The 23,953-nt window shown below is 43.6% G+C and carries 21 protein-coding genes; 6 read left to right on the top strand and 15 right to left on the bottom strand.

From position 1 onward, the window contains the following. Window positions 1-4: 4 nt before the first annotated feature. Genes ABXS78_RS04190 through ABXS78_RS04180 form a run of 3 tightly spaced genes read right to left on the bottom strand, consistent with a single transcriptional unit; the run spans window position 5 to window position 3,490 of the window. Complete coding sequence (locus ABXS78_RS04190; RefSeq protein WP_366249062.1) at window positions 5-1,405, bottom strand: PTS transporter subunit EIIC; 1,401 nt, start codon at window positions 1,403-1,405, stop codon at window positions 5-7. Between the two features lie 19 nt (window positions 1,406-1,424). After that, the gene (gene chbG, locus ABXS78_RS04185; protein WP_366249061.1) at window positions 1,425-2,150 is read right to left on the bottom strand and encodes a chitin disaccharide deacetylase; all 726 of its coding nucleotides are present in this window, start codon (window positions 2,148-2,150) and stop codon (window positions 1,425-1,427) included. A gap of 11 nt (window positions 2,151-2,161) precedes the next feature. After that, window positions 2,162-3,490 carry a 6-phospho-alpha-glucosidase gene (locus ABXS78_RS04180; protein ID WP_366249060.1) on the bottom strand — a complete coding sequence of 443 codons (1,329 nt, stop codon included), beginning with the start codon at window positions 3,488-3,490 and terminating at the stop codon, window positions 2,162-2,164. Window positions 3,491-3,626: 136 nt separating this feature from the next. Here ABXS78_RS04180 and ABXS78_RS04175 point away from each other — a divergent pair, with 136 nt between their 5' ends. After that, complete coding sequence (locus tag ABXS78_RS04175) at window positions 3,627-4,337, top strand: GntR family transcriptional regulator (RefSeq protein ID WP_366249059.1); 711 nt, start codon at window positions 3,627-3,629, stop codon at window positions 4,335-4,337. Window positions 4,338-4,400: 63 nt separating this feature from the next. Here the strand turns inward: ABXS78_RS04175 and ABXS78_RS04170 are convergent, their stop codons facing one another. Continuing rightward, window positions 4,401-4,751: an IDEAL domain-containing protein gene (locus ABXS78_RS04170; protein ID WP_366249058.1), complete on the bottom strand. Its 351-nt coding sequence runs from the start codon at window positions 4,749-4,751 to the stop codon at window positions 4,401-4,403. Window positions 4,752-5,031: 280 nt separating this feature from the next. On the opposite strand from ABXS78_RS04170, the gene corA reads away from it, so the two are divergent. Continuing rightward, on the top strand, window positions 5,032-5,988 hold the full coding sequence (corA, locus tag ABXS78_RS04165; protein ID WP_366249057.1) for a magnesium/cobalt transporter CorA: 957 nt from the start codon (window positions 5,032-5,034) through the stop codon (window positions 5,986-5,988). Between the two features lie 34 nt (window positions 5,989-6,022). On the opposite strand, the gene ABXS78_RS04160 is transcribed toward corA, so the two are convergent. The 6 genes from ABXS78_RS04160 to ABXS78_RS04135 all read right to left on the bottom strand — a co-directional run bounded on the left by ABXS78_RS04160 (window position 6,023) and on the right by ABXS78_RS04135 (window position 12,989). Then, window positions 6,023-6,334, bottom strand: coding sequence for a carboxymuconolactone decarboxylase family protein (locus tag ABXS78_RS04160; RefSeq protein ID WP_095223527.1), 312 nt, complete (start codon window positions 6,332-6,334; stop codon window positions 6,023-6,025). Window positions 6,335-6,472: 138 nt separating this feature from the next. Continuing rightward, window positions 6,473-7,009: a hypothetical protein gene (locus tag ABXS78_RS04155; protein ID WP_366249056.1), complete on the bottom strand. Its 537-nt coding sequence runs from the start codon at window positions 7,007-7,009 to the stop codon at window positions 6,473-6,475. Window positions 7,010-7,060: 51 nt separating this feature from the next. After that, on the bottom strand, window positions 7,061-8,716 hold the full coding sequence (locus ABXS78_RS04150; RefSeq protein ID WP_366249055.1) for a DASS family sodium-coupled anion symporter: 1,656 nt from the start codon (window positions 8,714-8,716) through the stop codon (window positions 7,061-7,063). A 142-nt stretch (window positions 8,717-8,858) separates the two neighbouring features. After that, window positions 8,859-10,112: an amidohydrolase family protein gene (locus ABXS78_RS04145; RefSeq protein WP_366249054.1), complete on the bottom strand. Its 1,254-nt coding sequence runs from the start codon at window positions 10,110-10,112 to the stop codon at window positions 8,859-8,861. A gap of 295 nt (window positions 10,113-10,407) precedes the next feature. Next, window positions 10,408-11,589 carry an amidohydrolase gene (locus tag ABXS78_RS04140; protein WP_366249053.1) on the bottom strand — a complete coding sequence of 394 codons (1,182 nt, stop codon included), beginning with the start codon at window positions 11,587-11,589 and terminating at the stop codon, window positions 10,408-10,410. A 221-nt stretch (window positions 11,590-11,810) separates the two neighbouring features. Beyond that, on the bottom strand, window positions 11,811-12,989 hold the full coding sequence (locus tag ABXS78_RS04135; RefSeq protein ID WP_366249052.1) for an amidohydrolase: 1,179 nt from the start codon (window positions 12,987-12,989) through the stop codon (window positions 11,811-11,813). A gap of 318 nt (window positions 12,990-13,307) precedes the next feature. On the opposite strand from ABXS78_RS04135, the gene ABXS78_RS04130 reads away from it, so the two are divergent. Next, complete coding sequence (locus ABXS78_RS04130; RefSeq protein ID WP_366249051.1) at window positions 13,308-16,844, top strand: family 78 glycoside hydrolase catalytic domain; 3,537 nt, start codon at window positions 13,308-13,310, stop codon at window positions 16,842-16,844. 190 nt (window positions 16,845-17,034) lie between these two features. Here the strand turns inward: ABXS78_RS04130 and ABXS78_RS04125 are convergent, their stop codons facing one another. From ABXS78_RS04125 to ABXS78_RS04115, 3 genes are all read right to left on the bottom strand, one after another. Beyond that, entirely contained in the window at window positions 17,035-17,565 is a 531-nt protein-coding gene (locus tag ABXS78_RS04125; RefSeq protein WP_366249050.1) for a DUF2812 domain-containing protein, read from the bottom strand. Further along, the gene (locus tag ABXS78_RS04120) at window positions 17,562-17,834 is read right to left on the bottom strand and encodes a PadR family transcriptional regulator (protein ID WP_366249049.1); all 273 of its coding nucleotides are present in this window, start codon (window positions 17,832-17,834) and stop codon (window positions 17,562-17,564) included. The genes ABXS78_RS04125 and ABXS78_RS04120 overlap by 4 nt, the downstream gene beginning before the upstream one ends. A gap of 86 nt (window positions 17,835-17,920) precedes the next feature. Then, window positions 17,921-18,823, bottom strand: coding sequence for an RluA family pseudouridine synthase (locus ABXS78_RS04115; RefSeq protein WP_095223518.1), 903 nt, complete (start codon window positions 18,821-18,823; stop codon window positions 17,921-17,923). A 177-nt stretch (window positions 18,824-19,000) separates the two neighbouring features. Between ABXS78_RS04115 and ABXS78_RS04110 the strand changes: the two genes are divergently transcribed. Beyond that, a complete protein-coding gene (locus ABXS78_RS04110) occupies window positions 19,001-19,951 on the top strand; it encodes a LysR family transcriptional regulator (RefSeq protein ID WP_366249048.1) in 951 nt (316 codons plus the stop codon). Here the strand turns inward: ABXS78_RS04110 and ABXS78_RS04105 are convergent. Both ABXS78_RS04105 and ABXS78_RS04100 read right to left on the bottom strand, forming a co-directional pair. After that, the gene (locus tag ABXS78_RS04105; protein ID WP_366249047.1) at window positions 19,940-20,860 is read right to left on the bottom strand and encodes a diguanylate cyclase; all 921 of its coding nucleotides are present in this window, start codon (window positions 20,858-20,860) and stop codon (window positions 19,940-19,942) included. The genes ABXS78_RS04110 and ABXS78_RS04105 overlap by 12 nt on opposite strands. Next, a complete protein-coding gene (locus tag ABXS78_RS04100) occupies window positions 20,857-21,126 on the bottom strand; it encodes a hypothetical protein (protein WP_366249046.1) in 270 nt (89 codons plus the stop codon). The genes ABXS78_RS04105 and ABXS78_RS04100 overlap by 4 nt, the downstream gene beginning before the upstream one ends. A 156-nt stretch (window positions 21,127-21,282) precedes the next feature. On the opposite strand from ABXS78_RS04100, the gene ABXS78_RS04095 reads away from it, so the two are divergent. Next, window positions 21,283-22,497 (top strand): hypothetical protein, encoded by a 1,215-nt coding sequence (locus ABXS78_RS04095; protein ID WP_366249045.1) that lies wholly within the window; start codon window positions 21,283-21,285, stop codon window positions 22,495-22,497. An 18-nt stretch (window positions 22,498-22,515) separates the two neighbouring features. Continuing rightward, complete coding sequence (locus ABXS78_RS04090; protein WP_366249044.1) at window positions 22,516-23,868, top strand: M20/M25/M40 family metallo-hydrolase; 1,353 nt, start codon at window positions 22,516-22,518, stop codon at window positions 23,866-23,868. Window positions 23,869-23,953: the final 85 nt, after the last annotated feature.

Raw genomic sequence — 23,953 nt, 5'->3', positions numbered from 1 at the left:
CTCCTCAGCTTTCCAAAATATCGTCAATTTCCTTTTTTACAATAGTAGCCTGTGACCCGATGATGATTTGCAGGTTGTGTTTATCAACCTCCACAATACCATGAACCCCCATTTGCTTGATCTTTTGTTGATTCACTTCATTCATATCCTTCACTTCCAGCCGCAGTCGTGTCATACAATTGTCGTTTATAAGAATGTTCTGCTTTCCTCCCAAGTTCTCAACCAGCTTCTGTGCCATATATCTGTAATTGTTATGAGTTAACTCCAGATTTTTTTCCTCTTCGCCTGCGGCTGCTTCATACAATTTATCTTCAATTTGTCCAATTACCGCCACTCGACGTTTTTTGATGACAAAATAGAAAGTGAAATAATACAACAAGAAGAAAACAATACCTACCGGGAGGATAAGAAGTCCTCCATCGCTCAACCCTAAGTTCACAATATAATCGATCAATCCGGCTCCCCAAGAAAAACCATGACGTATATGCAGGATGTACAGTGTAGCACCAGCCAATCCGGTATAGACTGAATGGACGAAATAAAGCAACGGTGAGGTAAATAAGAAGGTGAATTCTACAGGCTCTGTAATCCCTGTTATCACTGATGTAGCAGCACCCGATGACATCAATGTTTTTGTTTCCTGCTTTTTGTATCGAGCTGCTCGCGCAATTGCCAGGGCAATTGCCGGTACACCGAAAAGCATGGTGATATAAAATCCGCCAATGAAGAATCCCGCCATCGGATCTCCGCTTAAGAATCTGGTGATTTCACCGTTGACCACTTCACCTGAAGCTGTCGTATACTCATCAAGTCCAAAATAGACATATGTGTTTAATACGTGATGCAAACCGAATGGCAGCAGGAAACGATTCAGGAAACCGAATATAAAGACACCGATTGCGCCTAAGTCCATCAGCGTCTTACTAAACGCATCGATTCCCATTTGAGCATACGGCCACAACCAACTCATCAACCCGGCAACTAGTACCATGGTGAAAATGATGACCGTAATCGGGAACTTTTCCCCGCTGAAGAAAGCAAACATATTCGGCAGTTTTGTGTCTTTAAATCTATTATAGACAAAAGCAGCTATCAGACCAGCAAGAACCCCTCCGAACACACTCATATTCAGGTCAGGATTCATTAACGCAAGACCTTCTTTTAATACGATGATAGCAAGAAATCCGGTCAGTGCCGGTATCCCTTTATCTTTTGTTTTCGCAAGTCCCATTGCAATACCGATGGCAATCAGTGCATCCATCTGTGTCAGTATGACACCAGCTGCTTGGAATAAGGGTACATCCAGTAAATCTTCAGCAGTGAGCCTGTAAAGGATACCAGCAATCGGTAAAGCTACAATTGGAATGAGTAATGATTTCCCTAATCTCTGCAAGAAATTGCGCATACTTTCTCATCTCCCGGTATTATAGACTTTTGAAAGTTGCAAGCTCCACATCTTTACAGTTATTTAATACTTCTTTGACTACATTCGATGTTAACAATTCCAATTCGTCCAGTCTCGGATACGTATAAGAAGACCCTTCCATCACAGCATTATCCAAATAGCCTGGATGACACATCACTTCCACTGTATCCGCATCTTTGAACGCATTTGCAATACTCACTTCATCCTTCAATACTTTTTCTACGTAATACTCGAACCGATTCGGATGCCGCAGGTGACTTGGCAAATCCATATTGTTTCTCACAGGCAGCTGATACTCCTCTGCAAGCCGGCAAAAAACATCCTTTATTCCTTTATACGTGTTGATATGGTGATGACTGTCAAGATGCGTCGGCTTGATACCAAATGACAAAAAGCGTTCAATCTGTGCTTTCCATTCATCATATACTTCAGCCAACTCAATAATAAAAGCGCTTTCATAAAATGATAGCTTTCTAAATCTTCCGTGTACATCTACAATTGTCTGATGACCTTTCAAAATGGGTTCCCCACATGTCAAAACAAGATGTACCCCTACTCCTAATCCTGGATTTTGCTTTGCTAAATCAGCAGCATGTTCCGCTCCTGGCATATTTGCCATAAATGTCGCCGAACTAAGAACACCATGTTGAAAGCAATCAATAATCCCATAATTTATTGCTCTAGAGTAACCGAAATCGTCTGCATTGATAATGAGCTTTTTCATTTGATTTCCCCCTATTGAAAAGATGGCCAATATTCTTCATTCGCTTTTTGTAAATCATCCAGTATACGTTTTGCTTTATCTGCATCCACCACCGTACGATTCAATGTCATCGCTTGTAACAATTTCCTATAATCCTTTTCAAAATAGGCCTCACAGACAAGACGCTCATACGCATATTGACCTTCTATCAATCCTTTATGAAAGACTGGAATCTCCCCTACAGCGAACGCATGTATCCCATTGGCAGTGAGTAATGCAGGTACTTCCACGATGGCATCGGAGGGCAGGTTTGGAATAATTCCGTTATTCTCCACCATCACGATGTATCGATTTTTTAGATTATATGCAAGAGACGCAGCAGCTCTGATGATGAATATGCCATGAATGTCTGCTTTCAAATCCTCTGCTGAAGCAGAACCAGCAGTGACTATCCGTCTGCACATATCATGCACCCGCTTTTGTCTTCCTTCTATGACCTGTTGGGCCCTCGTAGAAGTCGGATTTGACTTTTCCACTATCTTGTCTGGGTAAAGGTAGTACTGTAAATAAGTATTTGGTAAATATTCCGGGAAATCCAGTAAAGTCTGGCGAGCTTGCGCAAACGTCTCCTGCCAGGAAACATCATTGGCTATTTCCTCATCTTCAGGCCTAAATCCTTCTTCAATAATTAGTTCTTTTAGACGTTCTGTATAATCAGTTCCATCCTTATGCTCTATTTTGGTGAACCAGCCGAAATGGTTCAAACCAAAATAATCCGCTGTCAAGTCCCAGATATCTACTCCTAGTAATTTCGCATAACTCACCATAATGGCAATCGGCATATCACAAATGTTCAAAATTCTGCTGTCGTCGGGAAACTCCCGTTTTAGTGCATAAGCTACAATGGCTGCCGGATTCGTATAATTCAATATCCATGCATCTTTTGATATAGCCCGGATATCTCTGACCAAGTCTGTCATATCCTTTATAGAACGGATGCCATAAGCCATACCTCCTGGTCCGCAAGTTTCTTGACCGACCACACCATGAGATAAGGGGATTTTCTCATCCAATTCCCGCATCTCCAAACCGCCGGTGCGTATTTGCACGAATATAGAGTCTGCATCTTTACAAGCTGATTCCAGATTAGTTGTACTTCTGAAAGTGAGGTTTCCGCCATATTGCTCTTTAAGTAAAATAGCGGCTGCATCCGCAATAATCCTCTGTCTTTGTTCGTCTTGATCAAATAGAACGAGCTCTCTTAAAGGAAAAGATTCTTTCTCAGCAATCAAACTTTTAATCAACCCAAGCGTATACGTGCTTCCTCCGCCAACAATCGCAATTTTCAGTTTTCTCTTCACTTATCTCCCTCCTTAATTAATACAACTATAATACAAATTTGAAATATATTCAATACAATGTATTATAGTTGTATGTTTTTTTATGATTCATTACAATACAACACAGAGATATAAAACGAGAGGTGATGTTGGGATCATGAAAAGTACGCCCCTCTATCGTCAGATAGCAAATGAAATAAAAAAAGATATTGCCAGAGGAAATATTAAAAAGGATGAAGCCATACCTACTGAAAAGGAACTGGCTGCTGCATTCCAGGCAAGCAGAGTAACAGTAAGACAAGCAATACAGTTGTTAGTAGACGAGAACCTGCTGTATAAAGTACATGGAAGCGGCACCTATGTGAAGCAGCAGAAAATCGAGCATGACATCTACCGACTTCAGAGCTTCACAGAAGAGATAATCAAATTAGGTAAGGTACCTTCAAATAAATTATTGACTTTTACAATCATGCAGCCTGAAGAAGAAATCAGAGATCGTTTACAGTTACCACCGGAGGCCCAAGTCTTTTATATAAAAAGGTTGCGATGTGCGGATGATGTGCCTATTATTCTAGAGGAAACTTTCATGCCGATTGCCATGTTCCCTGACCTGACAGAAGAAATTATGATGAACTCTAAATATGCTTATCTAGAAAACAAAGGGTTTCTTATTAAAGAACGGCTGGGAGAGATCATTCCAGCATTGCCATCAGCCGACCTTATGAAGCTTCTCGAAATAAAAGAATCAGCCCCTATTTTATCCATGCATCTGTGGGCTTATTTAGATAATGATATACCGTTCGAATACACAAAATTGTATTATCGCAGTGATCGTTATACGTTTAAATTCAGTTCGAAGCGGTATTGAATAAAGGTTGGGGCATAAATATTTTAACCACATAAAAAACCGAGCAATATCTGCTCGGTCCAGTTAATTCGGGATATATTCTGTATTAGACTCAGATTCCATTTCGTCTAGTATCTTCAATTCTTCTGTCAGCTGCAAAAACCAGTCCTTATCGCCAGAAATAAGAGATAAATCAATAAGATTCAATAGATGCGCCCTGCTTGGCTCTACGCTTGGCGGAAAATACTTGATCTTGCTTTGAAATGTTTCGATCGTTTTACCGATCGTATTTTTATGGTCACTTTCTGTTACGTATACTTTCACCGTGTTCAGTTTCGCATTCACTGCTTCTATGAACCCGGTAAATAATTCATCATTTATCGAATGTCCTGTTACCCAGTCACCAACAGTTACAAAGCTTTGATTATCAGACATATCGTTGTCCTCCTTCAGCTTAACCGGCTGGCTAAGCAATGGTGATTGTTGTAGGTTGTTGAATACTATAAAAGATTCATACAAAAAGCGCAATACTTTTGCATATAAAATTTTAAAATATTCAGACAAATAGTATTTCAGCAATTTAACAACAGTTACAATGCTTGGCTGTATATTCATTTTATACCCCATAGCCCTTTTCTTTAATCACACTGCTTGTCGTTTTCTCTCTGCCTCCGAATGCGCTATAATGTGACTATATATTGCAGGAGGTTGTACCATGATACGCAGCATAGCGATAACACGTGACAAAAAAATACTCAAAGATCTGCCGTATCAGGAACTAAACAGTCCCGACATTCTCTGGTACTGGGTTGATTTTAGCGTACCGACAGAGGCCGAATCAGAAAAACTCGGCGAGATCTTCCATTTCCACCCACTGGCAATTGAGGACTGCTTCCATTTCCTTCAGAGACCAAAGCTCGATGAATATGACGGGTACCATTTCCTCGTTCTTCATGAACTGAATCACGAGTCGTTCATGTCAGATGAATTGGATATCTTTCTCTCTGAACGTTATGTAGTCACTTTTCATCTTGAAGAATCAATGGCTGCGGACCACGTTTGGCAGCGAGTCTTGAACGAAGGTCCAAAGGAGCACTCTCCATCAAAAATCGTCTATCATCTAATAGATAAATTGGTTGATGATTACTTCCCTCCATTGTATAAAATGGAGGATCGGCTGAACGAGATTGAGGATGAAGACAGCCACAAATCACCTCAAACTTTAATTAATGAAGTATTCGATATCCGCAGTGATCTGCTTAGAACCCGGCGTACGATTGCACCAATGAGAGATCTGATCTACCGGCTTCTCAGCATCCAGAAATTCGATTTTGTCCAAAATCAAAAGGCCTACTTCAATGATATTTACGATCATTTGCTGAAACTTACGGAAATCGTTGATTCCAACAGGGAGCTCACTTCGGATATGCGGGACAGCTACGAGTCGATCAATAGCAATCGAATGAATGCAATCATGATGACTTTGACGATTGTCTCCACCATTTTTATTCCTTTAACCTTTATTGCCGGTGTATACGGCATGAACTTCGCCTATATGCCGGAGCTGCACTGGAAATACGGCTATCCGGTGGCCTTGCTGCTGATGGCTGTCATTGCCGTAGTAATGCTGTGGCGCTTCAAACGAAAAGGCTGGTTCAATATCTTTAAATGACAAAATGCGTGCAGAATCATCTGCACGCATTTTGTCATTGGTCGTCCACTACTTCTTTTAATAATGACATAGCTTTCAGCGAAGGCGGGAACCCATTCAACAATGCACAATGTTGGATTGCTTCCATCATCTCTTGGACAGATATGCCGGACAGGAGAGCAGCTTCGAATTGCTGCCGAAGTGCACGCTCATCTCCGTTTGTAACGAAAACAGCTATACTGAGCAATGCCAGGAATTTACCGTTAAGCCCGGTATATCCAATCTCTCCACTATCAACAGCAAGGTTCTCTTCTTCCTTCATCAGCTTAGCCACCAACGCCCAACCTTGATCTTTTGCTTCCTTCATCGGGAACCCTCCGCTTAATCCTTGGGCATAACTAGACCTATTTTCCTAGTTGCACATTTCTATTATCGGTAGAATCCTTAAGTTATGAACAATTCAGAAGAAAATAATTTAATTTCCTCAACGAAGGGAGAGTAATGATTACGGCCTGGCATTCCATGGCTCGATTGTTCCGACGATATAGCGAGGATGCCTCTGTTTGACTGCTTCTCCTACTCCTTTTGCTATTTCTTCATTTGTTAGCCATCTGGAAGTGCTTCCGGTCAGCTGAAAACCTAAGATGACCTCATGATAATCAATAGTATCAGGATAATGAGGTACATAGTTTTGTAGCGGATCATGGGCACTGCTTCCTTTTATATGAAAAAGTTCTATCCTCTTTGACACATTGCCATATATGTTGCAAAGAGCTTGGATTGCACTGTTTCCGCTGCTATGAATCCAGCTTACAATAATATCTGGCGGCGGAACATCCTCCAGCTTTTTTTGAAAACTTTCAAGCTGATGGTAATCTGCTTGTATCGTTCGAAGGCGCTCTGGATGGGCAGCACCTTCAGATAAACGCCGGAGTTTTTCTTCCGTTCGAGCAACGACTGTCACCTTATGACCCTCCTGATTCCAGTCAAGGACAGCTGCTTGGAGCATACCAGTTCCTCCGATTACTAGATAATGTTTCATGGTGGTCTCCTTTAGTGAACAGAGTCTGCCAATGGCAGACTCCTATCAAATTCATTTCCACGATTCAGGGTACATGTTTAAATCAAGTCCCCATAGCGAACCGACAAGTGCAAAAACTCCTAGAATGAGCAGAACCAGGGTAAAGATGTTAAGCACAAAGCCTATCCTGACCATTTCTGCTATTGTAATTTTACCTGTTGCAAATATGATAGCGTTCGGCGGCGTTCCAACCGGAAGCATGAATGCACAGTTGGCAGCCATCGCAGCAGGAACCATGATAGCATATGGATGAACGTCCAAAGCTAAAGCCAATGATGCCATTACAGGCAGGATCATAGTAGCAGTCGCTGTATTGGATGTAATTTCGGTCAAGAACAATACGAGTGTTGTCGAAATAACGATGATTACAAAAATATTTAATCCTTCCAAGACTGTAAGCTGATCACCGATCCATTGGGAAAGCCCGGAGCTAGTGAAGCCAGCTGCGATTGCAAGCCCACCTCCGAATAGAAGCAGAACTCCCCACGGCAATTCTTTCGAAACGTCCCAATCAAGAATCCTTTCCCCTTTTTTACTTAAACTAGGAATCAAGAATAATATTACACCTGCCAAGACTGCTATTGTCGTATCACTGATACCCGGGATAGCTAGTATCTCCAACACAGCATCCTCTTGCCAAAGAAAGGTGCGGCTGACCCACATGAATGCAGCAAATGTAAATACGGCAAGCACGACTTTTTCTTCGAACGACATTTTGCCCAAATCCTGTTTTTGCTTAAGGATCAGCTCTTTTCCACCAGGTAATTCCTTCATCTTGATTCGGAAAACGAATTTCGTCAGATAAAACCATGTCGAAAACAAAAGGACAATAACAATCGGTACGGCTATCAGCATCCAGCCGCCAAAGGAAATCTCTACGCCAAACAAACTGCTTGCCATTGCCGCCAGGATAATATTCGGAGGCGTTCCGATCAGCGTTCCGAGACCGCCAATCGTTCCTGCATACCCAATCGCGAATACAAGCGATTTTTCGAACTTCCGATTATCTTCACCGATGTCTTGCTTGCTGGCTTTTGCCGCTTGACTGGCTTGATAAATAATAGCTGTCCCGATCGGCAGCATCATCATGACCGCTGCCGTATTAGATACCCACATCGAGAGGAAACCAGTTGCAATCATAAATCCAAGTACGATACGTGAGGTACTCGTTCCGACTACACTGATGATATTTAATGCAATGCGTTTATGCAAATTCCATTTCTCCATTGCCATAGCAATCAAGAAACCGCCAAGGAAAAGGAATACAATCGGATCTCCATAGCTTGAAGCCGCTGTGTCTCCATCAAGACCTTGTGTTATTGGCAGGAGAATTAGCGGTAGTAAGGAAGTAGCTGGTATTGGAATGGCTTCTGTGATCCACCATGTCGCAACCCACAATGTCGTAGCCAATACCATACGCCCTTCATAGCTCAATCCCTCGGGGTAATAAAACAAAATGACAGAGAAAAACAGTAGAGGACCTAACAACAATCCAATTAATTGGGGACGTTTGTACGTACGAGGTGCCTTGTTGGAGGTGCCTGATTGGTTCGATGATTGATCTGACACTTTTTTCTTTGAGGTTGGTACAGCGAAAAGCAGCAACTGCTTGGTTCTTTCATGCGCATGCCATAGCCCTTCCCATAACGATAGCATACTGGACTTCATTCAATCGCCTCCTTCAAATTTAAGCGCTTACATAATAGTGTAAGCAACTAAATAAAATTACATGTTAAGCCTATTAGACTCCTGGTTGTTCTGTCAAATATTTGTACAATAAAACAGCGGGCATTTGCCCGCTGTTTTATTGTCAACTTGGAATACCTGACTGGATGGAAAGCTGTTTCTTCAGCTTTCCTCCCTGTATTACCGTCTTTATATTATTTGTGTCAGCCATGGAAGCGATATTTTCCAATGGGTTTTCCTGCACGATGACTATGTCTGCTAATTTACCTTCAGCTATTGTCCCGATTTTATCTTCCCAGCCTAAGCACTCTGCAGCTACTTTAGTTGTCGCAATAATTGCTTCCATCGGACTCATGCCAATGTCGCACATCAGTGCCAGCTCACGCAAGTTCATGCCATGCGCCATAACACCTGCATCGGTTCCCATCGCAATTTTGACACCTGCTTCATATGCTCTTGCTACGCTCTGCTGATGAATTTCCATTACTTCCTTCGCTTTATCAACCGCATAAGCAGGCATGCTTTCATTCGCTTCACTTGCTTCCACGACACTGACAGGGGCGAGCAACGTTGGAACAAGGTACGTACCATGCTCCAGCATGAGCTCGATTGCTTCATCGTCAAGGAAGATACCATGCTCGATAGAATGGATGCCTGCTCGGACAGCTTGTTTTACACCTTCTGCTCCCTGGGCATGTGCCATCACTTTACGCCCTTTCCGATAAGTTGCTTCTTCTACGATGATGCGCAGCTCTTCCATGGAGAATTGTGTGAATTCCGGATGATCGGTCGGACTCATGACACCTCCGGTCGCATGTACTTTAATAATATCCGCACCTGCCCGAAGCATCTCCCGGACCTTCTGACGTACCTGCTCCGGTCCATCGCAAATACCAGATGGAAACCCTGGATAAGCTTTATTAGTCAAATCCATATCGGACACCATCCAATTATCACCATGACCACCTGTGATCGTAAGCGGATTAATGCTTATTTGCATACGCGGTCCGCTAATCAAGCCATGTTCGATGGCCTGTTTTACGCCAAGGTCGGCATAACCAGCATCTCTTACTGTCGTGATGCCTGCATCCAGTGTTCGTTTCATGTACGTCAACGCTTCATAGAAACGCATCGAAAAAGGAGTGATAAGTGATTCCCGTACGTCTTTAATTTCCATCATCATATGCACATGTGTATCGATCAAACCTGGCAGTATATAACCGCCCTGTGCGTCAACGACTTCTTTGGCATCAATACCGATAAAGTCAGCCGATGGCCCCATAGCAGCGATACGATCTTCTTTAATGGCAATCACAGCATCCTCTATTACCTCTCCTGTTCCATTAATTACGATACCATTGCGAATAAGCTTGTCCATTTTACAGCCTCCTTAAATGTATGTACAAAATGTACTGGCGACTACTGATCTGGCTGGAAAAAAGAAGCGAAGCCGCCCTTGAAAAGCAGCCGCAGCTGACTTAAACCATTGCCTTCACCTTGATGCTGACACTAATGGTTACTTATTAAGTAACCTAAGTAGCACAACTCGGTCAGCATAACTCTAGTCCTTTCATGTAATTCCGAATGGAGTCTTTGCCCGGGAAATAATTTAAAATACGTCTCCTGCAGCGACGATGATAGCCAAAGTCACCAGTTTCGCTGTTACAGTTTTCTTATTCCAGCAACAAGTCTTCAGCAATAGCAAGGAACATATTCGCCCCATCCGCCAATGCCGCTTCGTCAATAAGGAATTTCGGATGGTGATGGGGAGCTGGTGTCTGGTTATCCGGAGAACAAGCGCCTACGAATACGAAGCAGCCAGGAACAACGTTTGAGAAAGCTGAAAAATCCTCGCCTCCCATAATTGCTTCTCCTTCGACTGCTACCCCTTCGCCCAGCTTGCGTCGGATTGCTTCAAACGTAATAGCAGTTGCATCCGCATCATTGACGACTGAATCGTAGCCGTACGTATAATTAAATTCATACTGGCAGCCATTCGCTTCGGATACACCCTTGATAATTTGTTCAATCGCCTCGACTGCCCGTTTACGGACGTCCTGACTAAAGGAGCGAACGGAAGCCCCGATTTTCACTTGTTCCGGAATGACATTGACAGCGTCTCCGGCTTGTAATGTCGTGACAGACACAACCAATTCATCCTTAGGGCTCGTGATGCGGGAAACGACCGTCTGCAGGCTGGTGATGATCTGAGCACTTGTAACGACTGGATCAATTGTGTTCTCCGGCTGAGAAGAGTGTCCTCCTTTCCCTTTGATCGTGGCATGGAACATGTCTGAATTGGACGTAGCCGCTCCCGGTGTAATTGTCAGCTGACCTAATGGCGTAAGAGAGGAAAGATGCAAACCGAACACATAATCCACACCTTCGGTCACGCCGGCTTCAACCATTTCTCTAGCGCCTCCTGGAAGCAATTCTTCTGCGTGCTGGAAGAAGAAACGAATTTCACCGTGGATTTTATCCTGCTTTGCACTTAGTGCTTTCGCGACTCCAAGCAAAATGGCAGTATGACCGTCATGTCCGCAAGCATGCATGACACCATCGTTTTTTGATGCATAAGGAAGACCTGTTTCTTCTTGTATCGGCAAGGCATCCATGTCAGCCCGGAAGCCGATCGTTTTACCAGGATGAGCCCCCTTCAGTACCGCCAATACACTTGTTTCAGTAGGTCTTGTCACTTCCAGATTAGGAAAAGTGCTTAATGTTTCATAAAGGAAAGCTGACGTCTTATACTCCTGAAAAGACAGCTCCGGATGCTGATGCAAATATCTTCTCCAGCTGACAATCTCTTCTACTTGTTCATTGGACAATTCAATTTCGGTCTGTTTCGTTAGCATAAGATCTCCCCTTCAATAATTACAATAATGAAATATTTCAGAAAATTTATATGTTCACTATCATAGCACTCCCTAGTCTCGTATTAAAGACCCTAGATGAATATCCATTCAATTTTCCTGATAAAAATCAGTTTGATATTACCTATAAAAAAGTTTTTATGTCAGCGATTGTTAACGTTAAGTGAGAAACATTGAAAAAAGAGGAGTACAAAGACTCCTCCTTAAAAAACAAGATCCTCTGCAATACCAAGGAAATATTGCACACCATCCTGCATTGCTTCTTCCTCTATTCGAAATTGTGGATGGTGGTGAGGTGCAGGGGTTGGATTAGCTTCCTCCTTAGCACCGACAAATACAAAGCAGCCAGGAACGGCATTTGCAAAAGCAGCAAAGTCCTCTCCTCCCATGATCGCACTGCCATGAAGTACTGCACCTTCCCCAAGTTTTCGCTTGAGTGCTCGCTCTGCTATTGCGGTTGCTTCCTCTTCGTTGATGACAGAATCATATCCATACGTAACTTCCAAGTCATATGCGGCACCATTTGCTTCCGTTATACCCTTCACCATACGCTCAATGGCAGTTATCGCATTCTTCCGCACATCTTGCTTAAGCGAACGCAATGATGCTCCTATATGCACTTCATTCGGAATAACATTTACTGCATCTCCAGCTTGCAGAGTGGTGAGTGAAACGACCAGTTCTTCTTTTGGGCTAGTCATCCGTGATACTACTGATTGCAAATTCGTGATAATCTGGGCACTGATAACAATTGGATCCACCGTTTTATCGGGCTGTGAAGAATGCCCGCCTTTTCCCTTTACAGTCAAATGGAACTGATCGGAATTGGATGTTGCTGGTCCATAAATGACACCAACCTTACCGCGCGGCAATTGAGAAGCAACGTGCAGTCCAAACACCATATCCAATCCTTCGGTAACACCTGCTTCTACCATTTCTTTAGCACCGCCAGGAAACAGCTCTTCTGCGTGCTGGAAGAAGAAGCGGATTTCCCCACTCATCTCTTCCTGCTTGGCACTTAAAATTTCTGCTGCTGTGAGCAAGATGCTAGTGTGCGCATCATGACCGCATGCGTGCATCACACCATCGACCTTTGAAGCGAAAGGAAGATTCGTTTCTTCCTGTATTGGCAAGGCATCCATGTCTGCTCGGAAACCAATTACTTTACCCGGTTTCGCTCCCTTCAGCTTTGCCATGACACTTGTCTTTGTTGGTCTGCTCAGCTCTAGATTCCCAAAACTTGCTAATGTATCGTAAACGAATTGTGAAGTACGCTCCTCCTGAAAAGAAAGCTCGGGGTTCGCATGTAAGTGCCTTCTCCAATTCAATAGATGTTGTTTGTGCAAGTCATTAGCTTCTAATACTATTTCGTTTCGTTCCACAATGATCCTCCTCGAGACTAGCTCCCTTATATATTTTATATAAATGAATTATTCAATTGTATGAATTATAAAGGGCAGCTTCAAGAGACAAAGGATCGAGTACAGATGCCCGGGATTATTTCCAATTTTTTCTTTATAACACCTTATGATTCTCCCCCTTAACCAAGAAATGCCCCCTCTAAATATGAGCAAAATTACGGTAGAATTTAAATATGTAAGCGCTCACAATCGACGTGCAAAAGTTGAAGCTGCCTCCACGTATGTACCGATTGGACTGCCTTACAGCAATTTCATTAACCATTATGAAGGAGGAATCGTATGCAGACCCGGTTTTATCGTCGTATTGTGTGGGTTACCTCACTGCTCCTAGTCCTAACCTCGTTTCTACCCTTTGTTTCCAGCCCAGTAGATGCCAAAAAACAGAAAGCCGAAGTTATTAATCTTTTAACTGATTTCAGTTCAACACCGCTTGGTTTGGACAATCCAAACCCTACCTTCAGCTGGCAAATGCAAGCCGACCACCAAGGAGCCAAACAAAAAGCTTATCAACTTGTTGTAAAGGATCCAGAAGGGAAAACTGTCTGGAATACTAAGAAACAGCATTCTGATGAGTCTGTCGCTATTCAATATGAAGGAAAAGAACTGAAACCAGCTACTCGTTATGAATGGGAAGTGTCCGTTTGGAACGAAAATGGTAAAAAGGCAACAGCCGCCAGCTGGTTCGAAACAGGACTATTGGATACAGATATTTCTGCTTGGGACGGTGCCGAGTGGATTGGTACCGAAGCAGAAGATATGGTGCTCCAAGCGCATTATTTTAATGTGTATAAAGTACATTACAGCTTACAGCTGGATAAGAATACAAATACAGAAAAAGCCAGCTTCATACTCGGCGCTAATGATCCAAGACTGATGGATAAGAATAAGAACATGTACAATCTCGAGAATGATGTGAATGAAAGCTATGTGGAATTCGAGCTGGATGTCTCGGATGTAAAGAAAGATTCTGGGAATGCCAAGCTGCTAATCTATCGGGCGGGCTATGAACCGGGAGACGATCCTGCTAGTCCAATCACAGTACTGGATATTTCCAGAGACTTGATCGATAGCAAAAATAAGCATAAGGCCCATGACATATCAATCTGGGGAAATTCAGGTGTCTTCCATATATTCATAGATGGGGAAAATCGAATCACACCTGCGAATGGGTTCAATGTGAACCCTGTCGGATCAGGCGGTAATTATATCGCTTTCCCAATGCTGTCCGAAATCGGATTTTCAGTGGATAAGAAGCAGCAGGCAAGCTTCCGCAATCTGAAAGTGACGAACTACCGCAAGCCATCCAACACCCTTTTTGAAGAAAATACAGAGGCGAAAAACTATAAAGGCATTTTTGCCAAAGCGAAAGGCGTAACTGTTACATCTGGTGCTTACAACGTTGCTGGGGGCAACAAAGGCGTCTTTGCTGTTGCTGATCCGAGTGGTCATTCCACGCCGCTGTTGAGAACCGAGTTCAAAACAGATAAAAAGAAAATCGAAGATGCCAGACTGTATGCAACAGCCCGTGGAATATATGAAATCTATCTCAACGGAGAACGTGTTGGAGAAGATTACTTCAACCCGGGTTTGACACAATACAACAAAACACAGATGTACCAAACCTATGATGTGACAGATCAGCTTAAGTCCGGTAAGGTCAATGCTTTCGGAGCCATGCTGGGAGAAGGATGGTGGAGTGGTGCCAGCACATTCACGACCGAAAACTGGAACTATTTCGGCGATCGCAATTCCCTTTTAGCAAAGCTCGTTATCACCTATGAAGATGGCACGACAAAAACCATCACAACGAACCCTGACTGGGAGTACACGACAGATGGACCGCTCGTTTACGGCAGCTTCTTCCAAGGGGAAGTGTACGATGCAAATAAAGAAATGAAGAATTGGAGCAAAGCTGGCTTTAAGCCAAAGAATTGGAAACAGGCTGTAGAAGTCCCGTTAGATGAAACAACAACCGCCGGGAATCTGAATTATAGTGATATGCAGATTACGGGACAGGTCGGAGAAAACGCCCGGATTGTCGATACATTGACAGCAAAAAGCATGGAAGAAGTGCGACCAGGCGTATATGTATATGATATGGGCCAAAATATGGTCGGTGTACCGCAAATCAATCTGAAGAAACAGAAAGCTGATGAGAAGATTACCTTGCGCTATGCCGAAATGCTTTACCCGGACAGCGAAGACTCTGGTGAGAATACCGGTATGCTCATGCTGGAAAATCTGCGCGCGGCTTTGGTTCAAGATACGTATGTAACGAAAAAGGGTAACCAGACGATCCAGCCTCGTTTCACTTTCCATGGTTATCGCTATATCGAGATTACTGGTGTAGATAAGCCACCTGCTCTCAAGGATGTGAAAGGATTGGTGATCAGCTCCATTCATGATATTGATTCGAGCTATGAGACATCCAATTCAACTGTTAATAAGCTTTGGGAAAACATAACTTGGAGCATGCGAGGAAACTTCCTCTCTATCCCGACAGACACACCAGCGCGGAATGAACGCATGGGCTGGAATGGCGATATATCCGTTTTCTCGGAAACAGCCACCTATATGGATAACGTGAACCAATTCCTCCGCAGGCACAATCTGGCTAACCGTGATCTGCAGCGCGCTGACGGGCGTTATTCCGACGTAACACCAATCGGCCCTGGCTTTGGCGGTATCCTGTGGGGAAGCGCCGGTCTAACTGTCCCGTGGCAGTCTTACCAGCAATATGGAGATGAAACTGTTCTGCAGGAACATTACGACAGCATGAAACAATATGTCGATTATCTGGATACAAAAGTGAATGCAACGACAGGATTGATAAACGAAGGTCCATTAGGTGACTGGCTCAGCCCTGAAAACAGTAAGACAGAAAATGTTTTCCTCTGGGCGGCGTATCATGTGTATGATTTGGAGATCATGGCGAAGACAGCTGAGATTCTTGGTAATGATGACGATGCTGCACATTATTGGGAACGCTACGAAGAACGGAAGCATTTCTTCAATCAAAAGTTCATTGATCCGGAAACGAAAAAGACATTGAAATCTAACGGTGCCATTTCAGATAGTCAAGCTTCCTATGCTGTACCTTTGGCTCTCAACGTATTGGATGAGACCAATGCAGACGCTGCTGCTGATCATCTAGCAGCCACAGTCCAGAGAAAGAATACGGATGACTTAGGTAAGGAGCGTCCAGAGTACTCTCTCATGACAGGTTTCATTGGAACAGCAGCAATCAGCCAAGCACTTTCTGATTATAGCCACGATGATATCGCTTATCGTTTGCTGCAGCAGAAATCCTATCCATCCTGGCTGTATTCAGTGGAAAACGGTGCAACGACAATTTGGGAACGACTTAACTCTTATACAGAAGAAGACGGTTTTGGCGGCAATAACAGCATGAATTCCTTCAATCACTATTCATTCGGTGCCGTTGGAGCGTGGATGTACAAAGAATCATTAGGAATCAAACGAGATCCTGATCACCCAGGCTTCAAGCACTTCCTGCTCGAGCCTACACCAGATCCGGATCAGGTGATGACATGGGCAAAGGGACATGTTGATTCCATGTATGGCCGTATCGAAAGCAGCTGGAAAGCAGACAATCAAGCCTTCAGCTACGATGCTGTCATTCCGTCGAATACGACAGCAACAATCACAATCCCGGCAAAAGATACGAAGTCAGTTCGAGTTAATGGAAAACCGATCCATAAGGCAACTGGTGTCACCTTCAAGGAGCATAAGAATGGAAAGATTTCCTTCGATGCAGAGTCAGGCAGCTATACATTCGAATCCATTCTGCCGTAACTACCGAAAGGCTCCCGATTGGGAGCCTTATTTTTTATCTAAAAAGCAATTCCTTCATCCCGCCTTGATTAAATCACCATCGCTTGCATTCGACTATAAGTACCATCGCTAAAAGTAGATACTACATCCAACGTGCCGTATAAGGCATCTGCTAGCATACGTCAGTCCAGAAACAGCCCATAATAGATAATCAGTCTTCGCCCTTTCTCATCAGCTTAAACGAACGATAGTAAAAGGATGCTGTCATCCAAATACTTAACACAGCAATTATGAATAACAGGTAGCAAATGATTGCTGCAGCCAAGCTGTCCGTAACAAGATAAATCCAAAAGCTAATAAAAGTCAGAATAGTGGTCACCAAAGCCATCTTAGGGATAAATGAAGAAGCACGCTTCAGTTTATCCTGCTTCGTTTCCACATCCGTGTAAATTGGTGCAGCATCTCTTGGAGCTTCAAAGATATACATTCCATAAGAACTGCACACAAGTGTCCAGCCTGCATGCTTGAACATATCCAGATACTCCTGTTCCTCTGCTTCATCCAATGTGCGGTAATCGATCATGTATTGTACCTGTTTCGGTTCCCCGCGGACAAGTCGGTAGCCCATGAAGGCAAAATCCTGGAGATGCCAGCCTTTGGCTGCCTGTTTGGCAAGCTTCTGCATATCCTCTTTTTCCGAAAAAGCCAGTCCGCCTGAAGATATATACTTTCGTTGTCTCATTGTCCCTTCCTCCCCTTCATCTGCAATACAATTGTCGCCAGGCCGAGCATCCTTCTCCGTCTTTCAACTTCCTCTTCCAACTTGGAAATACCAGCAGCAGTCGTAACATAGGTTTTGCGCCTCGGCTCGCTTTCAGGTTCAGCTTCAATCAAGCCAGCATCCAGCAATTTCTTAATGATGGTATACAACGTTGCAGGCCCTATCTTAAACGCCCCATCTGTTTCTACTTCTACGTACTGCATAATGGCATACCCATGTCTGGGCTCCACTAATATTGCATTTGGAAACAGTTGGCAATAGGTATAAATATTTTTTATAAAAAAAAAAGCAGAGCATATCTGCTCTGCTTTTCATGTTATCTGGATTTAGATGTAAATAGCTTCGGAATATCCGATACAAACCTCAACGGCATGCCATTGACAGGGTGTTTAAAGTTCAGCTTGCGTGCATGCAGGCAAAGGCGTTTGATCGACCGATCCTCCGCACCATACTTTTTGTCCCCTGCAATCGGATGTCCGATATCTTGCATATGGACACGAATCTGGTTTTTCCGCCCTGTCTCCAGGCTGATTTCCATCAACGTAAAATCCTTATTCCCTTGAAGTACCTGATAATGCGTCACTGCCTTCAATCCGTCGTTCTCGTACTTACTGGAATACATTTTATGTGTACTTGTTTCCTTCAGCCAGGAGGTAATGGTTCCTTCTGACTTAGAGACGTCGCCTTCAACGAGTGCAACATAAGCTCGCTCCTTCGTTGTTTGCCACGATTCCTGCATTATCTTTTTAATTTTCTCTGATCTAGCGAATACCATTACACCGGATGTATCGCGGTCAAGACGGTGAACGACAAATATCTTATTATCACTGTGCTGCGCTTTGACATAATCAGATAGCTGACGGTAAGCGGTATTTTCTTTTTCATTATTGGAAGCGATTGACAAAAGTCCAGAGGCTTTCTCGATAACAATGAGGGTATCATCTTCATACATAATTGTAATGCCCTGCAGCGGTGCTGCTTCTGTTACTGTATCTGTACGGATCGTCACTTCCTGACCCGGTCGCAATTTGTCATTGAATTGCGTGGAAACACGACCATCAATGGAAACCTGACCGCGGGCCAAGATAGATTTCACTGAATTACGGCTTTTGCCTACAACCTTTAACAGGAAAGGTAATAGTTCTGCTTCTTCTGTTACGTTATATACTTTAGGCTTCGCTGGCTGGAACCCACGAGAGCGCGGACGTTTATTTTTCATAATTAAATCCTTTCTATGCCATTCGTTATGGCGTCATTGGTGCATCTCTTCATCTTAATTGTTCTGGATTGGAAATACAAGCACTGCTCTTGAAGATAAAGGAATTTTATACAGATTCCTATACATTTTGTCCAAAAAAATATAAGATGAACAGTATAGAACAGCAGGAGTGAGATCATGAATATTGATGGATTGGAGTCGTTTCTTGCAGTTGTCTCCAATAAAAGTATATCCAAAGCATCAAAAGCCTTACATATTACACAGCCTACATTGAGTACGCGAATACGGAAACTGGAGCAAGAACTCGATTTCGTGTTATTGAAACGCAGCTGGGACGGAATTGAACTGACAGAAGAAGGATATTTTTTCCTTCCCTATGCAGTTGAGCTTCTTGAGGAACTGCAGGGTGCATCATTTGCGCTCACCAGTGATAACAAGATCAGCTATCAGCTGCTGAGCAGTATTACAGCTGGCAAAGATGAATTGCGGATTGGAATCAACATCTGGCTTGCACCGGTATTCAACCACATTATCATCCCCTACATGCAGGAACACTTCCCGCACATTCCATTTAAATTCATTACAAGACCGACGAATGTCTTGAAGAAGCTTTTGGAATATGGCAGCATCCAGTTTTCCATCCATTACGAAAACAGAGCTAGGACTCCGTTCCTTTGTGAGCCATTGCTCCAAGACGAATTAGTCTTCGTTTGTCATAAGGATGATGTACCAATTTTAGACGGGAAGCTCTCAAATTCAAACAAGCTCGATAAGAAATTGATCGTCTTCGAGCACGCAGCATTGACTAATAATCTGGATAAAATCAGTTTTCTTTTAGGATTAGTGCAGGCAAAAGACTATCAGATGGTCGATGATGTTCAGAACATGCTTGCTTTTGTAGAAAGCGGGCATGGATTTACGGCACTGCCGCGATCCATCTTGTATCATATAAGCGAGCAGCGAATGCCCAATATTGTCATTCTGCCAATAGACGATCTGAATCATACGGCTTCAGTAGCAGTTGAATATCGGGAAAATTGCCGATTCCAGGAGCCGATCAGCGGATTGACAAAGGAATTGAGACAATACGTCCAAGTCATGTACAAGGAAAAAGAGCTAAGCGAGTGATCCGCTTAGCTCTTCTCTTTTAATAAAAGTATCTCTGCCGGAACGTTTTGCCTCGTAAAGAGCTTCATCCGCTTGACCGATGAAATAGGATAGCTGAATACCGTATGAAATAGCAGCACTATATATACCGATACTTACGGTCACCTTATCTGCTACAGGCGAAAAGGCATGGTCAATACGAAGCTCCTGGACCGCCTGCCGAATTGCTTCAGCCAGCTCGTCCAATGTCTCTGACGGCTGATCGAAAACAGCAAGTACAAATTCCTCTCCGCCATATCTGGCCCAGCCTGCTGTCGGAATATCTATTGTCTGATAGACGCTTTGCGCCACAAGACGCAATACCTCATCTCCCCGGAGATGCCCATAATGATCGTTATAGCTTTTAAAGGCATCCACATCAAGCAGGAATAGAGAAAGCTGCCGCTCTCGCTCATCCGCCAGCGCAGTATTGATATAATCCTGGAAGCCCCGTCTATTCGGTACACCAGTCAGTTCATCCAGCATCGCTTGTTTCTTCAGCTGCTCGTTCATCACTTCGTTTTGGGCGATCTGTGCTTCCAATTCCTCATTCATCTCAGTCAGCAAAAGCTTATTGTAAAAGTTTGCAGCGAACCCCTTATACAGCAGCTGTGACGCCATCCAGCAAAAAAAGATGAATACTGTAAGATTCGTATAATGACCAGACAGTATATTGTCCGACTGCTGGTAAATAGGTAAGCCAACATACAGGAAAATAACGTTCGGAAGAGCAAGCAAGAGATAATGCTTACCGTTTGCCAAAAACAACGTCGATACACACATATAATTGACTACAAATGCCATAACATGACCGTAATGCAGCTGATCCAGCAGGGTAACCATCGTCCCCCATGCCAGGAATAAAAATACAAAGAAATGTACGATAATCATTCTGTAGCCAGTCGGGATCTTCTTTTCCCCATTATGTATATACAAAGCAAGTAGATTGCTGCTGCACTGAATAGTCCAAGATACAGCCCTACATATAAATCAATTCCTCCTGGAAGCTGCCGCACAAGCAAGATAGCTTCAAAGATTAAAATGATGATAGCGAACAGTTTCGTCCTTTTCCAATTTTCCTCTAAGACAGTTTCCTTAAGCTTCTGTTTGTTTTCCTTAGGAACAGACGGCAGTGTAAAGGCATGTTTTATACCCATCCTTCTCCTCGTTTCTCCATTGAATGAGCTTATTATACAGAAAATAAGACTTTTAACCCAGCAGATTTTCAACTTAATTAATTAGTATGTTGACAATTTTCTGAATTTAGTTTAGTTTTTATTAATATTCTTACATAAAATTGGAGGCAGATGTACATGTGGAGTGAGATCAGTAGCAACCCTGTCATGATCACCCTATTATTGATTGCTGTACTAGGTTTAGGAGAACTCATCTCCATCTGGACGAAAGCACGCATTCCAATGCTGCTGGCAGCTTTGCTGCTCTATGTTGGTCTCTTGTGGGCTGGAATTATTCCAAATGGACTTATGTCGGAATCCGTTATCACCGCATTCGGATCCCTGATTGTTGCACCATTCATTGTGCACCTTGGTACACTTGTTCCTTTCTCCTTAATCAAAGGACAGCTGAAGCCTATCCTGATCGCACTCATTGGCTCTCTTACTGCGGTAGCACTTGTCTTGGCGATTGTTCCATTGTTCTTTGATTATGAAACTGCAGTAGCTGGTGCAGGTCCGGTTGTCGGCGGAATTGTAGCATATCTTGTTACGAGTGAAAAACTGACCGAATTAGGATTATCCAGTCTTGTTATCATCCCAGCACTGGTATTGAGCATTCATAAGCTATTCGGTATCCCGCTTGCTTCCTTCTTCTTAAAAAGACATGCAATCATTGTGAAACAGCAAGTACAGGCTCGCCTGCATAGCGGAGCAGCTTTGGAAAAAGGCGAAGTGACAGAAGAACGGCCGAATAAAGTAGTCAAAGCACAGAACGAACGCAAATTACTTTTGCCGGAAAAGTACCAGACATCCCTTATTTTCATCCTGCAGCTATATTTAGGAAGTGGCATCGCTGTTATCCTTGAAGCTGTCACAGGCGTCAACTACACCATCTTCTGTCTGATCATCGGGGTTATCGGTGCCTATATCGGCTTCTATCCCGCAAAAACGATGGAAAAAGCAAACGCAACCGGCATCGCTATGATTGCAGTTATCTTCATCGTTATTTCTTCCATGGATGATGTGACACCAGCAGCATTGGCCAGCTATATTCCGGAAATCTTATTGATTTGTGTGCTCGGTACAACTGGCGTAACGATTGGGGGATTATTAGCTTCCAAGCTGCTTGGAGTAGGTAAATATCTTGGCATGCCTGTTGCACTGACAGCACTTTTCGGATTCCCTGCGGACTACATCCTTTGTGAAGAAATCAGCCGCGAAGTCGGAGACACCGAAGAAGAACGGGAAGCCATCATGAACGAGATTGTGACGCCGATGCTTATGGGTGGGTTTACGACAGTTACAACTTGTTCAATCCTCATTGCCACTGTTTTGATCGGAACTCTGAACTAAGAAATAAAGGAGAATTATATGAACGCATCTGCATTAAAAGATTATATAGAAACAAACAAACAAGACTTCTTGGACCAGCTGTTCACCTTGCTGCGCCAGCGGAGCATCAGTACACAGAATGACGGAATCGAAGAATGCGCTGAACTATTGAAAGGGATGATGGAGGAACTCGGGATCCATACCAGAATCATCCCTACAGCCGGCCATCCTGTCGTCTACGGAGAATTGATCAAGGATCCGGAAGCTTTCACTTTGCTTATTTATGGCCACTACGATGTTCAACCACCCGAACCTTACGATGCGTGGGATTCCCCGCCATTCGAACCCCAGATCCGCAACGGCAAAATTTATGCCCGCGGTGTGGGCGATAACAAGGGACAGCTGATGGCCCAGCTGTTCGGTGTCAAAAGCTACTTGGCTACAGTCGGCGAGCTTCCCATCAATATTAAATTTGTCTTTGAAGGAGAAGAAGAAAAAGGTAGTACAAATCTAGCAGCCTTCGTGGAAGAGCATAAGGAATTGCTGCAAGCGGATCTTGTCTACACTTCTGATGGTCCATCCCATAACAGCTCTTCCCCGCTCGTACTGCTTGGGGTACGCGGGATGCTGTCCATTCAATTCGATGCCAAAGGAGCAGATCGTGATAATCATTCAGGCAACACCGGGAATATCGTTCCCAACCCTGCTTGGAAATTGATTGAACTGATGCATACCATGCGTGATGCTGACGGTCACGTCAAAATTGAAGGTTTCTATGATGCGATCCGCCCGTTTACTGCTTATGAGGAACAGCTGCTCACAAAGCTGCCTTATGACAAAAAGTCCTTAGGTGAGAAAATCGGCTATCCCGAACTGGCCATGGACGGTCCATCCTACTACCAGAAGATGACTGGCGAGCCCACTTTCAATATCTTCGGTATGGAAAGCGGCTATACAGGAGAAGGAACGAAAACGATCATCCCTTCTACAGCCCGGCTCAAAATGGACATCAGGCTTGTAGTGGATCAGGATCCAAACGATATCTTTGAAAAGATTCAAAAACATGTTCAAACCTATGCGCCTGATGTAGAGGTTACATATTTGGGCAGCATGCAGCCATCTCGCACAAGAGCAGAGCTGCCGATTGTGCAAAAAGTTATCAGCGCTGTCGAGAATGCTTACCAAACTGACCCGCTCATCCAGCCGAGTATGGGCGGCTCCCTTCCGGATTATGTGTGGACGGGGATTCTCGGTCTGCCATCTATTATCGTGCCATATGCGAACTTTGACCAGCATAACCATTCGCCGAACGAGAATCTAGATGTGGATTATTTCCTGAGCGGCATCAATTGTACAGCTCACGTGATCCATACACTGGGGACTTCTAAGTAGCAATAAAGCCATGCCTGCTCAGGCATGGCTTTTAAAATATTTACAACCATATTTGAGAATCAACTGCCTTGTCTAATAAGAATTA

It is taken from the genome of Terribacillus aidingensis, assembly GCF_040703035.1.
GTDB lineage: Bacteria > Bacillota > Bacilli > Bacillales > Amphibacillaceae > Terribacillus.
Note: the sequence above shows the minus strand (reverse complement) of the source record. Positions and strands in the feature narration are given on the sequence as shown.